General features: G+C 69.3%; 14 protein-coding genes. 4 read left to right on the forward strand and 10 right to left on the reverse strand.

What is annotated here, in order from left to right:
• Positions 1-152: 152 nt before the first annotated feature.
• Complete coding sequence (locus AB4Y83_RS13340; RefSeq protein ID WP_442297166.1) at positions 153-956, reverse strand: TIGR02391 family protein; 804 nt, start codon at positions 954-956, stop codon at positions 153-155.
• A 680-nt stretch (positions 957-1,636) separates the two neighbouring features.
• Between AB4Y83_RS13340 and AB4Y83_RS13345 the strand changes: the two genes are divergently transcribed.
• Entirely contained in the window at positions 1,637-1,900 is a 264-nt protein-coding gene (locus AB4Y83_RS13345; protein WP_442297167.1) for a hypothetical protein, read from the forward strand.
• Positions 1,901-2,000: 100 nt separating this feature from the next.
• Here AB4Y83_RS13345 and AB4Y83_RS13350 read toward each other — a convergent pair whose 3' ends face one another.
• From AB4Y83_RS13350 to AB4Y83_RS13380, 7 genes are all read right to left on the reverse strand, one after another.
• Entirely contained in the window at positions 2,001-3,656 is a 1,656-nt protein-coding gene (locus AB4Y83_RS13350; protein ID WP_442297168.1) for a lipase family protein, read from the reverse strand.
• Positions 3,657-3,914: 258 nt separating this feature from the next.
• Positions 3,915-4,475: a DUF4265 domain-containing protein gene (locus AB4Y83_RS13355; RefSeq protein ID WP_082622882.1), complete on the reverse strand. Its 561-nt coding sequence runs from the start codon at positions 4,473-4,475 to the stop codon at positions 3,915-3,917.
• A 311-nt stretch (positions 4,476-4,786) separates the two neighbouring features.
• Complete coding sequence (locus AB4Y83_RS13360; protein ID WP_442297169.1) at positions 4,787-5,332, reverse strand: hypothetical protein; 546 nt, start codon at positions 5,330-5,332, stop codon at positions 4,787-4,789.
• Positions 5,325-5,882, reverse strand: coding sequence for an RNA polymerase sigma factor (locus AB4Y83_RS13365; RefSeq protein ID WP_442297170.1), 558 nt, complete (start codon positions 5,880-5,882; stop codon positions 5,325-5,327). The genes AB4Y83_RS13360 and AB4Y83_RS13365 overlap by 8 nt, the downstream gene beginning before the upstream one ends.
• Before the next feature lie 958 nt (positions 5,883-6,840).
• Positions 6,841-8,439, reverse strand: a complete 1,599-nt coding sequence (locus AB4Y83_RS13370; RefSeq protein ID WP_442297171.1) for a phospholipase C — start codon at positions 8,437-8,439, stop codon at positions 6,841-6,843.
• Positions 8,440-8,718: 279 nt separating this feature from the next.
• Entirely contained in the window at positions 8,719-10,314 is a 1,596-nt protein-coding gene (locus AB4Y83_RS13375) for a dolichyl-phosphate-mannose--protein mannosyltransferase (RefSeq protein WP_442273782.1), read from the reverse strand.
• 67 nt (positions 10,315-10,381) lie between these two features.
• Positions 10,382-11,257 carry a CPBP family intramembrane glutamic endopeptidase gene (locus AB4Y83_RS13380; protein ID WP_442273783.1) on the reverse strand — a complete coding sequence of 292 codons (876 nt, stop codon included), beginning with the start codon at positions 11,255-11,257 and terminating at the stop codon, positions 10,382-10,384.
• A 64-nt stretch (positions 11,258-11,321) separates the two neighbouring features.
• Between AB4Y83_RS13380 and AB4Y83_RS13385 the strand changes: the two genes are divergently transcribed.
• A complete protein-coding gene (locus AB4Y83_RS13385; RefSeq protein WP_442273784.1) occupies positions 11,322-12,059 on the forward strand; it encodes a dienelactone hydrolase family protein in 738 nt (245 codons plus the stop codon).
• 58 nt (positions 12,060-12,117) lie between these two features.
• On the forward strand, positions 12,118-12,498 hold the full coding sequence (locus tag AB4Y83_RS13390; protein ID WP_442273785.1) for a hypothetical protein: 381 nt from the start codon (positions 12,118-12,120) through the stop codon (positions 12,496-12,498).
• 384 nt (positions 12,499-12,882) lie between these two features.
• Here AB4Y83_RS13390 and AB4Y83_RS13395 read toward each other — a convergent pair whose 3' ends face one another.
• Both AB4Y83_RS13395 and AB4Y83_RS13400 read right to left on the reverse strand, forming a co-directional pair.
• Positions 12,883-13,491 carry a DinB family protein gene (locus AB4Y83_RS13395; protein ID WP_442297172.1) on the reverse strand — a complete coding sequence of 203 codons (609 nt, stop codon included), beginning with the start codon at positions 13,489-13,491 and terminating at the stop codon, positions 12,883-12,885.
• Between the two features lie 14 nt (positions 13,492-13,505).
• Positions 13,506-14,081, reverse strand: coding sequence for a DinB family protein (locus AB4Y83_RS13400; RefSeq protein WP_442297173.1), 576 nt, complete (start codon positions 14,079-14,081; stop codon positions 13,506-13,508).
• Positions 14,082-14,142: 61 nt separating this feature from the next.
• On the opposite strand from AB4Y83_RS13400, the gene AB4Y83_RS13405 reads away from it, so the two are divergent.
• Positions 14,143-15,123 (forward strand): helix-turn-helix transcriptional regulator, encoded by a 981-nt coding sequence (locus AB4Y83_RS13405; RefSeq protein WP_442297175.1) that lies wholly within the window; start codon positions 14,143-14,145, stop codon positions 15,121-15,123.
• Positions 15,124-15,181: the final 58 nt, after the last annotated feature.

The following is a 15,181-nucleotide window of genomic DNA, read 5'->3' on the forward strand; positions in this document are numbered from 1 at the left end:
ACCAAGCCGCCCTACGACAGCTCGCGAACCGGTGGATCGGCATCCTGCACGGCTGCCTCAAAACAGGCGCGTTGTACGACGAAAGAATCGCCTGGGAGCACATCCTCCAACGCGCTGCTTGACAGCAACAGAACCTGGGATGTCTGCCGCGTTCAGGATCGTTGATCCTTTAGCTCGGCCGCATCGAGACGTCGGTGAAGGAGGCTCGCGAGCCCGAGATACTCCAGCGCCTGCTGGGGGTCCTCGGCAGCGAAGAGCTCGTGGGCCCGAGGGTTGCGGATGCCGAGCATGACGCCGCGAAAGATGGCGTGAAAGCCTTCGCGTTCATCCTTTCCGCTCTGGCCCTCGTGGATCGCAACGTCGATGGGCGGGTCGTCCTTCTGGAAGGCAAAGGCGTCGCCCATTAGCGGCGCACCAGACTTAGAGGAGCCCGTCATGGAGCGGACGCGAACCTCCAAAGATTTGAAGGCCTCCGCGACTGAAGGCTGGTAGTGGCCATCCATGAACAACTCGCCGGCAGCATCCTGCACCCCGGGGTGGAGATTCTCGAGGCTCAGCCGCCGGACCGGGGCGACCCGAGGAGGCGGAGGAGTCGTGCCCCACTCGACCTTCACTCGGTGCATGTCCTCTGGCCCAGCCCGCAGCACCGTTGCTTTCGCGACATACCGCAGCTCCACGCCACCTTCTCCGCGCCGCGGATCCGGCAACTCCACGTAGTCGCCCTCGAATACCGGCGTGTTGATGTCGAAGGAGCCGAGCTTGCCTTGGATGAGCGCCTCGGTCTCAAAGGACTCCTCATCCTCGGTTCCAAGGTTGCGAAGCACGCGCACCATCTCCGTGCCGAATGTGGCGCGCATCTGACTCAAGAAGGGGCTGTTGCTCGGGTTTGCTACCGGGCGGCGGTCGCCGCGACTGTCGAAGGGCATGCGCTGATCTTCCCAGAGCCTCAGCTGCATCAGCTGATTCGAACAGTCTGGACGCCGCCGAAAACCGCCATGGCCATTATCGAGCGGACGCGCTGTCATGCCGCGATCCTCGCCTTCGCGACGAGGATGGCTCCGCTACACGCGACGGGCGGTGACGGGAGTGCCGTCGACGACGACCTGCAGGCTCCGATTCATGGAGACACCCGACGGCAAGGAGACCGAGCTCGTGGTTGGCGAAGCATCGGAAGTGCAACCATCACCACCGAAGAGGTTGAACTGCTTCGTCTCCACGACGACGCTTGAGCCGTCCGTCTCCACAGAGGACGGCAGCCGAGGGCACGACGAGCTGCCCCACGTCGTGATGAGTAGTTCACCTCGGCCGTTCAGCCCTGCTGCGACCCGAACGGCGCCACCGGAAGGACTTGGGACGTCGACGGCGTCGGCTGCCCATACTCCGGGCGAGCTGGTTCCCCAACTACGCACCGGTTCGGGTGCGGGTCCTCCAGGCACCAGATCAGGTCCACCGCACCCCGCGATGAGCACACCTGCCACCGTCGTGACCATCCAAGCCAGCCTCATAGCCGCAGACTAGAGGTGGCCGCTAACGTGCGGAGTGCAGCACGAGAAGCGGCTCACTGAAGCGTCCTGTCTTGCCGCCGAGCGAGCTTTTCATGATCGCGTGGCCGCGGATTAGTCCGTACCCTGCAGCCATGGATGACCACGGCCGCCGCGTCCTCGCGCCACTCAGGGAAGCGTGGACCGCGTTCGAAGACGGCACCGCGAGCCTGCTGGACCTCTCCCGTCTGGCCGAACAAGCGGCCGGAGCGCTGGACAACGCGTCCGCGCCACTGCCTCAACTGCTGCTGAAGGCTGCAAGCGATCTGGAGTTCGCCTCGTACACGAATGACCAGGAGAACCATCTTCAAATAGGGCGGCAGATCCTCGAGCCTGTCCTTGCCGAGTGGGCGGGCTGAGTTGGGACGTCCTCTTCTGCCGCCGGGCGGGAAACGGGTGACGGCTACGAGGGCCCCTGCTCGGGGACGGAGTCGCCTGACGGGAGGAGCGGACCGGCCCTCAACTGCAGGTGTTGAGCGGCGCTTTGCCTGAGAGGCGGTCCTTGGTCCAAGCGATGAGATCCGGCACCGCGGGCGAGTCGGGTTCGACGAGCGGCACGTGGTCGCGTCCCGGGTAGGTGCGGTAGTCGACCTGCTGCCCGGCGGCGCAGCGTGCCTTGACGTAGGCGTCCTGGGCGGCCGGCACGACGAGGCTGTCGGCGCCTCCCTGGCCGATGAGCAGCGGGGCCTGGATCCGGCCGGTGGGGACGTTCTGGTTAAGCCGGGCGGCCAGTGCGCCACGGTTCGGCTCACCGTTCCACATCGTCTTGTCGAGTGACTTGATGGTCAGCACCGACAGCAGGGTGCTCTTCTCCGCCAGGCACCGGCCGGCCATCTGCTTGACGATGGGCTGCGCCCCCGGGCGGACGTACTCGCGGTAGGTGACGTCGGGGTAGGCGCTGGCGTAGGCGTCGATGACGTACGAGGCGAACAGCTCGCCGCCGGTGACGTTGCCGAGGTTGTCGATGAGCCCGGGCAGGTTGCTGGCCGGCGCCAGAGCAGCGACGCCGTCGATGGTCAGGTCGGGGGCGTAGGTCGGGGCCAGGATGCCGGTCCACAAGGCGGCGTGGCCGCCTTGGGAGTGGCCCCAGACCACGGTGTCCTTGCCGAGGCTGACCTCGCGCAGCTGGTGCGCGGCGCGCACGGCGTCCAGGACGGAGCGGCCCTCACCCTGCCCGATGAGGTAGGGGTGCGGGCCCGTGGTGCCCAGCCCGACGTAGTCGGTGGCGACCAGGCCCCACCCGTTGGCCAGCACTTGGTCGAGGTTGAAGAAGGCGCCGGACTCGAACGGGTCGATGACGCTGGGAGCGCAGCCGGGGACGGCGCCGGTGGTGCCGTGCGCCCACGCGATGACGGGGATGCCGTCGCGTGCCTTGGCGGTCGGCACGACGACCAGCGCGCTGGCGACCGCCGGCTGCCCTTCGTCACGGGTGGTGCTGTACAGGATCCGCCAAGCCGAGGCGCCATCTGGGATCTTGCGGGTGTAGGGCTCGGTGCGCACCAGCTTGCCGGGGGTAGGGGCGCCACGCTGCAGGGTCAGGCTGACCAGGACCAGTACCAGGGCCAGCCCGAGCGCCAGCGCGCTGCCGGCCAGGCCGGCCCAGCGTCTCCACCCGTGCACCGGCCTGGGGCTGCCCTGCGTACCCCGGACCCGGGTCAGGGCCACGGCCAGCAGCCGCATCGCCAGCAGGATCAGCCGCAGCCCGACCAGCACCCCGATGACGATGACGCTGACATCAGGCCACGCCAGGGCCAGCAGGCCGAAGAGCACGGAGGCCAGCCCGCCCAACGCCGCGCCCCACCGCTCCACACCGCGGACCGAGCGGGCGTCGACCAGGTCGGTCACGCCCGCGATGACCAAGGAGACGCCGACCACGAGGATCACCGCGCGCACCCCCAGCCCGGTGAACGCCACGACCCCGACCGCACCCAGCACATACGCGGCACCACGGACAAACCGCCACCCGGAGCGAGATCCGTCGTCATCGACCCCGACGAGCTCACGGACCCCAGCCACCAGCAGCCCCAGGGTTATCGCCAGCAGCAACAACCCCAGCGAAGTCAGCGGGCGCACCATCAGGTAGCCGCCAAGCAGCAGAAGCAGGACTCCGGTCACCGCAGGCCACACCGACGACCGCACCCGAGGTGCAGGTCTCACGTCATCGTCAACGGCCTCCCCCCCGCCCATGGCAGGAAACTAGAACTCCCCGCAGCTGCCGCACAAACACCTCGTTGAGGGTTATCGCCGATCCGCAGTCCTTGGAACTCCACAGTCATGAAGGCTTGATTCACGCAGGCCACAAACGCACTCATCTGCCGCTCTGAGGACGGCCACGCGCGCGCAGTCACGCCGCGCTGCCGTTGTGGTCACTCCTCACCCTCCAGTGGGCAGACCACCTGACTGGCCGAGCGTGTCAAGTCCCTTGCGATGCCCCTGTGCAACGGCGCTCTCTTCGATTTCGATCTTTCCGGCTTCTTTGAGCTGCATGAGGGCGATTAGGAGCGTGTCATAGGCGACGGCGGGTGGTACGTCGATTGCCCAGAGGATGCCTGAGCCGTCCACCTCCCAGGCGCACTCGAACTTCTTTAGCAGCGACCCGATGCGGTCCAACTCAGTTTTATCCAAGATGATGAGGCGAACTGTTGAGTGCCCAGAAGGCGCGACGAACTCCTCGAACACCAACTCTCGACGCTCGTTATCCGCCCGCACGCGGACGATGTCGCCAAGCGCAATCCCCTTGACGTAGAAGGGGACGTTGCAGACTCGTGACTCCATTCTCACCGGCGTCTTCTCGGTCCATAGACGCTCCGTCGAGGCGCGAGCCCATCTCGCAAGGTTCTCCGGCAGATCGAAAGCAACCTTATAGAGCCGCTCAACATCAGTCGTTCCAGCGCGAGGGTGTTCGTGAGGGTTCGCGACATTGCCTGAGTCCATGGTCCTACTCCTCCAAGCTTTGCGCGGCCTCGCTCGTGCCGCTCTATGGTGCGACGCTCCAACTGACCGGTTACCACAAGAACCATGGCGACCGTCGTGAGCCACAGCCACTAGGCGCCACCTGACACGACCCGCACAAGGCAAGCGTCGAATATGGTCGACCTTCGATTACGAGCGAGGGCGCTCCCTTGATCCGCAGCATGGAGCATGCCATGCATGAGGTCGAACGTCCGCTCATCAAGCGTGAGACGTTTACCGGATTTGCCGCGTCTCGTGCCACGTCGTTAAAGGCAGCCCGTCGGTTGAACAGCTCACCGGCGAAGGGCTGGGAGACCGAACTGGCGGCAAACGCCGGCGCCAGCGGGGAAGACGACGAGCGTGTCATCAATGACGCACGCGGTCAGCTCCGGCACGGTGGTGGATCCCGGCTGACGCGGCTCGCCGCCGGTCACGATGCCGGTACTCCACATCGTGGCGCAGACCTCGAGAGCGTCAGGCACCGACCGGGAACCGTCCGAGCCTTCAGCGACGGCGAAGCCGCGGTGCGCCCAGACCTCGCGGTCCAGCGTCACCGCCGGGGAGCAGTACCCGCTGAACGGGTCTGACGGGCGGGTCGCGGCTACCCACGCAGCGGCTGACCCTCCGGCGGCGACCACAGCCACCGATGCGGCCGCAATGACAGCGGCGCGTCGGCGGTGGGCGGGCGGGCGGAAGGGTGTGCGGGTTGCGCGGCGGATCTGCTGGGCTTCGCGGCGCAGCTGGGCCGGGTCGTGGTCGGCATAGCCTGCGGCCGACGCGGGATCGACCGAGCAGAGAAGGTCACGCAAGGTGCTGCCCGAGGTCGTGTTATCAGTCATATGAGGGCTCCGAACGCGAAAGGAGAGGGGTCCGTCGGGATGCTGCGGCTGTGAGGCGTGACTCGAGCCGGCGACGAGCGCGGTGCAGCCGCACCCGGGCTGCGGCAGGGGTGATTCCGAGTACGACACTGATTTCTGCGGGCTCGAGCTGCTCCCAGGCCCACAGGCGCAGGACCTCAGCGTCCTTGGCTGAAAGGCTGTGCATTACCTGGCTGACGATGTTCGCCGCATCGACCCGGCCGGCCGCCGCTTCACTGTGGTCGGGGACCACGCCGCAGCCACGGCCGGACAGCCGTGCAACGAGCCGATCAGAGCGCTGACGTGTGCGCAGCACGTGCAGCGTCTCTCGGGCAGCGACCGCGTACAGCCACGGAAGGCAGCTGTCAGGCACCTCCTCGCGTTTGCGCCAAGCAACCGCGAACACCTGAGTGACGACGTCATCGGCATCATCGGGCACCCGACGGATCGCGTACGCCCACACCCGAGCCTTGAACCGCACGTACAGGTCCTCGAACCATCGCTCGTCCCGGGCGCCTGACGCTGCCGTCACGCCGGTACTTCGCTGAGTCGGTGATTCCATGCACTACTACTCCCGGACACGCAACCATCGTTACAACCGTGCCCGGCCGTCGGTCGCAGCCACACCGAGAGGCTGAGGCGAACTCCACGGCGACATCCGGTCATGCCGCGCGGCGCACATGAAGACCCGCCCTCATCGGGATGCGCTGAGCGCTTCCTCCAGGTCGTCGACGCACGTGTTCAGGTCCTCGAACCCACGGTGCCGAACCACGCCCCTGTCGCACATCACCTGACGGGCGACTGTCGCGCATCACCCGACGGAGCACAGATCCGGGGTTCGAGTCAGTGAGTAGTTTCTGTACTGGCTTAAACGCGCCTGCGGCGCGGAAAAGCGCGGGGACCCGCGGCGGGGACCCCGCGCTGCGGGCGGCGCTGGCGCGCCGTCCTCGCGCACCCCGCCGCCCCCACGCTTTATGACGAGCTCACGGCGGAGCCCGACGTCCTGACGACACTCGCAGCCGGCCCCTCGTCGATCGGCCGGGACTCAGGCGCCTAGACGAGGGGGGCCCCAGCCGTCGCCGCTCGGGCACAGCCCCACGGAGGACCACTGCCCACCTCGAGCGCCTGGTGACCGAGACAGCCCGCGTGGCCGACTTCCTGACGCGCCTTCTGCGCGGCACCTGCCAGCGCGAAGGGTTCCCGTCACTGCGCAGACCCGTGTGCTCGAGTCGTGTCCCCCCGGTGTCCCCCGAGCCCCGAAACTGCCATCTGGCAACGGTGCCGAGGTAACGCATGCAGAGCACCAGGACGAGCACGACAACGGCCCGGCACCTGTTCGCAATGAGAAGGTCAGGGGTTCGAATCCCATCAGCTCCACAGATGGCAGAAGGCCGGACATGCTTTTCGTCCGGCCTTCTGCCATTTCCGGATGGGATTCGGGAGGAGACGGAGCGACGGCTCCCCTCGGCTTCACCAACGGAACGGGCTCGTCACAGGGCCTTGGGCTGACCGGTCTCCGGGTCGAGTGTGAGGCGCGGGGCGCGGGCGCCGTGGCCGTCGTCTCCGGGGGTCCGGAAGGTGAAGAGGTTGGTCAGGGATCCGGCCTTCTCGTCGAAGGAGTAGTTGCCCACCCGCCCGGTGTTCCAGTTGTCCTCGATGAACCTGAGGATCGAGGTCTGGTCGGTGACCGAGTGGTCGACGAAGTTGCGTTTGGCGAACGGCGAGATGACGAGCAGCGGCTGCCGTGGACCGTAGCCACACCGGTCCAGGTAGCCGCCGGCGATCCGGGCGGGGTTGGTGCCACAGGCGCCCGGCCCGGTCAGCGCATCATTGGCCTCCCGGGACTGGTTGACGATCGGCGACATCTGGTGGTCGTACCAGCCGTCGCTGTCGTCGTAGGCAATGACCACGGCGGTGTGCTCCCACTGGGACGACTTCTGGAGCTGGTTGAGCGTCTCGACGAGGAAGCGCTGCTCGTCGAGCGGCGTGGAGTATCCGGCGTGCCCATCCTGGTAGGCGGCCGCCTTGAGGAAGCTGACCGACGGCAGGCTGTGCGCTCGCACGGCGGACCAGAAGTCGGTCAGGTCGTACTGGTGGTTGGCGGGTCCGGCGTGTCCGATCTCGGCCATCGACGTCGGACGCGTGTGGTCGGGGTTCGCCGTGCTGGCGTAGTACTGGAACGGTTCGTGGTGCGGGATGTAGTCCTTGCTCACGACCCCGCCGGCGTCGGTGTGCGAGGCCGCGCAGTCGGCGAAGCCTCCCTGGAACCAGCCCCAGCTGACTCCTTGGGCGTTGAGCAGGTCGCCGATGTTTCGATTGCGGGGGTCCACCGACGAGCTGGTGTCGCGGGTGTCGCAGATGTCGCCCGTCGGCTGGGGGTCGCCGATCATGGTGCCACTGGCGGCCGGCACCGCCCCGCCGTCCGGGCTGAACCCGTGCGTCTGCCCCGAGACGAGGTTGATGGCTCCAGGCGTGGAGGGCCCGAAGGTGCTGCTGAAGGCGTTGTCGCTCATCGCGAAGTGCTGCGCGTAGTTCCAGAGCGCCGTGACGGTGTTGCCGTCGTAGTAGCCCATGACCAGACCCTTGCCGTGGCCGTAGTCGGCGCAGACGCCGGCACCTCGGCCGACGGTCTCGACGAATTTGTCCATCAGCCCGTGGTCGAAGGCCAGCTGCTCGTCCTTGTAGTTGTGGTCCTGGTCGCAGGTCTGTGCCTGGGATCGGGCCAGACGGAACGGCTGGACGGAGTTGGGGTTGTTGGGCGACTGCAGGGAGACGCCCAGCCCGTTGACGCTCGGCGTGCCGGGTGCCGGTCGGAACGAGGGTTCACCGGCGGTGTTCGCGGCCTGCGGGTAGGTGGCGAAGTAGTGGTCGAAGGAGACGTTCTCCTGGTAGATGACCACGAGGTGCTCGACCGGCGTGGCCGTGGCCGTGTGTGATCGGGCTGCGACCGGGTGCACCTCGGAGACCGCACCCGCGTCCGCGACGTCGGGATGTGAGGCCGTGGTCGGCCCCGACGCAGCGAGGAGGGCGAGGGCGCCGACCGCCGCCGCGACTGGCGCGTGAGCTCGGCCTAGGGGAAAGAACGTCATCAGGACTCCTTTGAGAAGGGACAGCGCGCTTCTGGGGAGCGGTCTTCCGCGCTCTCGTCCGCAGATGAGGGGTCTCCTCACCTGCTCCCGAACGGGCGTGGGCGCCGGCCGTACCTCTAGCAGACGGTGGGTCCGAGGGATGGGTCAGATGAACGGTGGTGCACCGTTCAGGGTAGACCGTTCTGCCCCGATCGTCCGGGTCGTGCACTGACCGGTTGCGGCCGAGGACCGGCGTCTCCGGCAGACGTCCCACCTTGGCGACGGCCGGCCCGCCCGGGTTCAGACCCAGCTGGGGAACCACATCCGAGCCTGCCACTCCGACAGCGGGATGACGTCGGCGACGTAGATCGGGTGGAAGAACGCGAAGAGGCCGATGGTGACGAGCACGAACGCACCCATGAGCCCGTAGCCGATGCGGCGGCGCGTCAGGGAGGCGTCGCGGCCGCCGACGACGAGCCCGAGGACGTAGACGCAAGCGAGCACGGCGTAGGGGACGAACGCGACCTCGTAGAAGGAGTAGATCGTCCGGTCACCGAGGAAGAACCACGGCAGGTAGCCGGCGAACAGGGCGCAGAGGATCGCGCCGGCGCGCCAGTCGCGGTGCAGCGCCCACATGAAGAGCAGCACGAAGATCGCGAGCGTCGCGCCCCACCAGATGGAGACGGTGCCGATCGAGGTGATCGCCTTGCTGCACTGGTCGACGAGGCACCCGTCGGCGCCCTTCTTCGGGCCCTCGTAGAAGAACGACGTCGGCCGTCCCTGGATGAGCCAGGACCACGGGTTGGTCTGGTACGGGTGCGAGGAGGTGATCGCCTGCGTCGACGCGTACATCTGCTGGTGGTAGGCCCACAGCGAGCGCCACCAGTCGGGCAGCCAGCCGTAGTCGGTGTCGGGGTTGTTCTGCGCCCACGTGCGGAAGGAGCCGCCCTTGGTGAGGATCCAGCCGGTCCAGCTCGCCACGTAGGTGACGACGGCGGTGACGACGAGCTGCACGAACGCATACGGCCCGTCCTTGGCGACGCCGCCGGCGCCCCAGCCACGGACCCCGGCGGCGCGACGCGCGCCGACGTCCCAGAGGACCGTGAGCACCCCGAAGAAGACGAGGAAGTAGAGCCCGGACCACTTCACGCCGGCCGAGAGGCCCAGCATGATGCCGGCAACCCAGCGCCAGGGCCGCCAGCCGAGCCACGGCCCCAGCCACGACGTCGCGGTGCGGGCGCGGTCACCGACCTTTCGGGCGAGCACCTCGCGGGCCCGGTCGCGGTCGATGAGCAGCGCGCCGAAGGCTGCGAGCCCGAAGAACATGACGAAGATGTCGAGCAGGCCGGTGCGCGAGTGGACGAAGTGGTGGCCCTCGAAGGCGAGGAGCGCGGCCGCGACGGTGCCGAGCAGGTCGGAGCGGAAGAGCCGACGGGCGATGCGACCGAGCATGAAGATCGAGATCGTGCCGGCGAGCGCGACGGCGAAGCGCCAGCCGAAGGAGTTGAGGATGCCGAACGGCGCCTCGCCCCAGCCGATGAGCCACTTGCCGACGGGTGGGTGGACGACGAAGTCGCCCTCGGTGCCGTAGACCATCGGGTCGTTGGCGGTGAAGTGCTGGTCGACCTGTTTGGCCTGCTGCAGCACGTCGTCGTTCTTCATCTCGAACCAGTACAGGACCATCGACCAGCCCTGCTTGACGTAGTACGTCTCGTCGAAGATCAGCTGGTGCGGGGCTCCGATGTGCCAGAAGCGCATGAAGCCACCGACGAGCATGAAGAAGAGCGGCCCGGCCCAGCCGAGCCACGCGATGCGTCCGGCGGTGCGGCGGGTCAGCCGGTAGTCGTCGGCCGGGTCCCCGAGCAGGCGAGCGCGCACCTGTCTGGCCGAGTTCATGGGCGACATCGTATGCAGTGAGGCTGGGTGGGCCGCGCAGCGCTCCGACGGCGCCCGGCGGGGGCGGTCAGATCGAGACCCCGCGCGACCGCAGCACGGAGTAGCCGACGAAGGCCACGGTGTCGAGCACGGCATGGCACACGACGAGCGGCATGACGCGCCGGGTGCGCACGAAGACGAGGCCGAGGACGAGCCCCATGACGATGTTGCCGGCGAAGCCGCCGAAGCCCTGGTAGAGGTGGTAGCTGCCACGGATCAGCGCTGAGAGCCCGATGACGAGCGGCCACGACCATCCGGTCTGGCGCCACCGCGTGAAGAGGTAGCCGACCATGATGACCTCCTCGAGGAGGGCGTTCTCGACGGCCGCGAGGACGAGCACGGGAGCCGACCACCACACCGCCTCGAGGTTGGCGGCCGAGACCTGGGTGTTGATGCCGATCGCCTTGGCGAGGAAGTAGAAGCCGAGTCCCGGGATGCCGATGACGGCGGCGAGCCCGAGCCCGCGGAGGAGGTCACGGCCGGGCTCGCGGCGGTCGAGGCCGACGAAGTGGCCGGCGCGCACATCGACAGCCGGCCTCCGGACGTGGTTGAGCAGGTAGAGCGCCAGGGCGACGGCGACGAGGGGCAGGACGATGCCGGCGAGCTGGTAGGCGAGGTCGAGCCACGGACGTCCCGGCGTGGCCGACTGGTTCATCGCCGTCGTCTGCTGCGACAGCGGGACCGGACGGGTCAGCTTCTCGATGATGCTGAGGACGGCGTAGACGGCCGACGACCCGAGGCTGACCCCGAGCACGAGGACCGTCTCCCAGCGGAGACCGCGCCGCTCGGCCGGGTCGGTGACGGGGGCCGGGTCCCGTGGCGACGGCCGGGACAGGAACCGCGGGAGGGCGCTGCCGCCGTGGGCGGGGACCTCGGTCGGTGCCGCACCGGCGTCGCTCGACATGGCGTCACTGTAGTCGCGCGGTGGACTCTGCCCACGGGAGCGCCGACCGCCGTAGGGTCCTTGCATGTCGTTGCTGGCGGGCTGGGCAGGCGGGGAGTTCACCGCGGACGGCTTCGCCTACCCCGTCTACGAACGTGGTGAGGGGCCTGGGATCGTCGTCGTGCACGAGAGCCCGGGCCTGACCCCGGAGGTCATCGAGCTGGGTGACGAGCTCGTCGAGGACGGCTTCACCGTGACGATGCCGCACCTGTTCGGCTCGTCGCACGCCCCACCGCACACGTGGGAGGCCCTGCGAGTCGTGCCGCGGCTCTGCGTCACCCGCGAGTTCACGATGTTCGCGACGGGTCGCACGGCACCGCTTGCCGGGTGGCTGCGTGCCCTCGCGCGGGACCTGCACCTCCGCGTGGGCGGCCCGGGAGTGGGGGCGATCGGCATGTGCGTGACCGGTGGTTTCGCGCTCGCGATGATGGTCGACCCCGTCGTGGTGGCCCCCGTCGTCGCCCAGCCGGCGACACCGCTGCCGCTCGGACGGCGGCGGGCCGCAGACATCAACCTGGCGGCTGCGGACCTCGAGGTGGTGCGACGCCGCGTCGCGCAGGGGTGTCCGGTGCTCGGTGTCCGCTACCGCGGTGACTGGGCCACGGGGACGCGGTTCGAGACGCTGCGTCGTGAGCTCGGCGACGGCTTCATCGCGGTCGAGCTCGACGGCCACGACCACGCGACGCTCACCGACCACAAGCACCCGGAGGCGGTCGCGGCCGTCCGCGACTTCTTCCGAGAGCGGCTTCGTCCGCCGGGCTGAGCTCAGTCGGGGCGAAACTCCTTGGCGCACAAGGTAGGCAGCGGCATACCGTCTCGGCATGTCATCGGCACTCCGCACCGTCCTGCGCTCCCGTCTGACGACGGCCATGCGCGAGCGCGACCGGGCAGCCGCCAGCGTGCTGCGCACCGCCGTGGCCGCGATCGAGAACGCCGAGGCCGTTCCCGTCGACGACGGCCGCACCGTCGCGACGTCGGCCGACGTGGCCGGGGCGGCCGTCGGGCTCGGGGTGACGGAGGCCGAGCGTCGTCGGCTCGACGACGCCACCGAGCGCTCGCTCGTGGCCGCCGAGGTGCGCTCGCTCGTCGAGGCGGAGGCCGCGTATGCCGCCGCCGGGGACCGCGAGCGGGCCCGGGATGCGGCGGCCGGGGTGGCCCTCCTGCGGGCCGTTCTCGACGAGTCGGGCGGGGCCGGCGACTGAGCCCCGCCGTCCACAGGGGTGGTGCACAAGCTGTGCACCGACGCGTACGACCGGTGGAGAAACGGACCCTTCCTGTGGACGACACGCCGCCCGGCTGTGGACCGCTGAAATGTTTCGCGAAAGCCCTTGCGGACCCCGTCGGTGCGGGATAGAAATCTCTCACGCCCTCCCCTCGGGGAGAGCGGGACAACTCGGAGACGAGGGTCCACACGGTGGGGCAACCCACTGCGGCAGCCGGGTGACGAGGCGGCCGGGACCGGAGACGACGAGGAGTCGATCGGGAGCGTCATCATCGACCGATCAACCAGAAGGGCCCTTGAGACTCATACTCCCAAGGGCCCTTCGCCTTTGTGCTGCAAGCGTTGTGCTGCAACGGAACTCGCGTCAGGTGCTGCTCCGCGTGGCCGGTCGCCACGGTGTGAGCCACGGCGTCTCGGGCCAGCCCTCCCGGGCGGCCACGAGCGCGTACATCGTCGCGCCGTCGATCGACTCGCGGACGATGTCGGCGTGCCCGGCGTGCCGGGCGAGCTCCTCGACGAGGTGCATCGCGACCCAGCGCACCGACCACGCGTCGACGTCCTGGGGGAACCACGGGGCGTCGCGCGGCACCGGCACGGCGGCTCCGAGGTCGGCACGGCGGAGCACCTCGCGGGTCGTGTCGCCCTGGGCGGCGAGCGCGGCCAGGAGCGACTCGAGTGAGTCACCGTCGGTGACGCGGAAGTCGTCGCCCCAGGCGGCGGCCTGCTCCTCGGGGGACCGGTCCTGCGGGGCCGGCGCCTCGGGCGCCGCAGCCATCCGCTCGGTCCAGCCGCGCTCGCACGTGGTGACGTGCTTGACGAGGCCGCCGATGCTGAGGGTTCCGGCGGTGGGTGCGAGTCGGATCTGCTCCTCGGTGAGGCCGAAGGCGACGGTGGCGAAGGCGTCGCGCTGCTGGTCGAGGTAGGCGATGAGACTCTCGCGCTCGTCGGCGACGGGTGGGACGTGGGCTGCCATGTCTGGTCCTTCTCTCAGTCGTCGCGGTGGGCGTAGAGGTCACGGAGCAGCGCGATCTCTGCGCCGTGGTGGATGAGCTCACGGTTGATGTGGAGGACGAGCTCGACGCGCGGGTGCTCGGCCCAGGGGCCCTCGCTCGGTCCGCAGGGCTCGGCGAGCGCGGCCTCGTCCCAGCCCCGGGCGCCTGCGGTCCAGGCGGCGAAGGCTGCGTCGACCTGGGCCAGGGCCTCGTCGGCGGTGCCGGCGTAGTCGAAGGTGAGGTAGTCGACCTCCGGGCCGCCGAAGTGGCTGTGCACCCGGGCGCCGAGGACGCCGACGATGATGTGCGCGAGCCGCCAGGCGATCGTCGTGACGGGTGCGGGGACGGGCTCGGGGTGGGCGAAGTCGATGGTGAGCGCACCGCTGCCGCCCTGGATCTCGGTCGTGCCCTGTCCGCGCGGGTGGACGTTCCACGCGCCGGGAGTCGGCTCCCAGAGGTACTCCTCGTCGGTCAGTCCCTCGAGACGGGGGCGCAGCTGGTTGGTCCAGTGCCGGGCGGCTTGGTCGACGAGGGCCGAGGTCCAGTCGATGGAGGTCTGTGTCGTGGTCATGGCTCGACCCTCCCAGCCATATAGGACAGTTTCTGTCCGCAGAGGCTGGCATGCTCGAGCCATGTCCACGACGTCCGACAGCGGCTCCGGCACGACGGCCCGCGTGCTGCGCCTGCTCGACCTGCTCCAGAGCCGGCCTGTCTGGAGCGGCACCGAGCTCGCCGACCGGCTGGGCGTCACGACGCGGAGCGTGCGCCGAGACGTCGAGCGGCTGCGCGACCTCGGCTACCCCGTCAACGCCGCCCACGGAGCCGGTGGCGGCTACCAGCTCGGCGCCGGGCGACGCCTGCCACCGCTCCTGCTCGACGACACCGAGGCCGTCGCCGTCGCCGTCTGCCTCCGGCTCGCGGCCGGTGGCACGGTCGAAGGGCTGGGGGAGGCGGCGGTGCGCACGCTCGCCAAGCTCGACCAGGTGCTGCCGGGACGGCTCCGAGCGCAGGTCGAGGCCATCCACGAGGCCACCGTGACGCTCGACGGTGGAGCCGCGCCGGTCGATGCGGCGACCCTCCTGCTGCTCGCGCGCGCCTGCCGCGAGACGGAGCGGGTCACCTTCGCGTATGCCGGCCCGCGCGGTTCGGGGGAACGCCGCGTCGAGCCCTACCGCCTCGTCGCCACCGGACGCCGCTGGTACCTGCTCGCCTACGACCTCGACCGCGAGGACTGGCGCACCTTCCGGCTCGACCGGATGGCCGATGTCGAGGCCCGCGGCTGGCGCTTCCGCCCACGCGACGCGCCCGACGCCGCCGAGCACGTGCAGCGGGCGATCAGCCGCGACGCGTACGACCACGTCGCCCGGGTGCGCATCGAGGCGCCGAAGTCGTCGGTGGACCAGCAGGTCCCGCCATCGGTCGGCACCGTCACGGCAGACGGCCCCGACCGCTGCATCTTCGAGGCCGGCGGCAACCACCTCGGCGCGATGGCGATGCACCTGGGGGCCCTGCCGTGGGAGATGACCGTGCTCGACCCGCCGGAGCTGCGCGAGGTCATGCGCGAGCAGGCGTCCCGGATGCTCCGCGCCGCGGGAGACCCGGCCACCGGCTGACCGGGCCGGTGCGCTCGTCGGGGCCGGCGGCATACGCGACCACACGCAGTCGAGTGAG

It is taken from the genome of Terrabacter sp. RAF57, assembly GCF_052113925.1.
Lineage (GTDB): Bacteria > Actinomycetota > Actinomycetes > Actinomycetales > Dermatophilaceae > Terrabacter.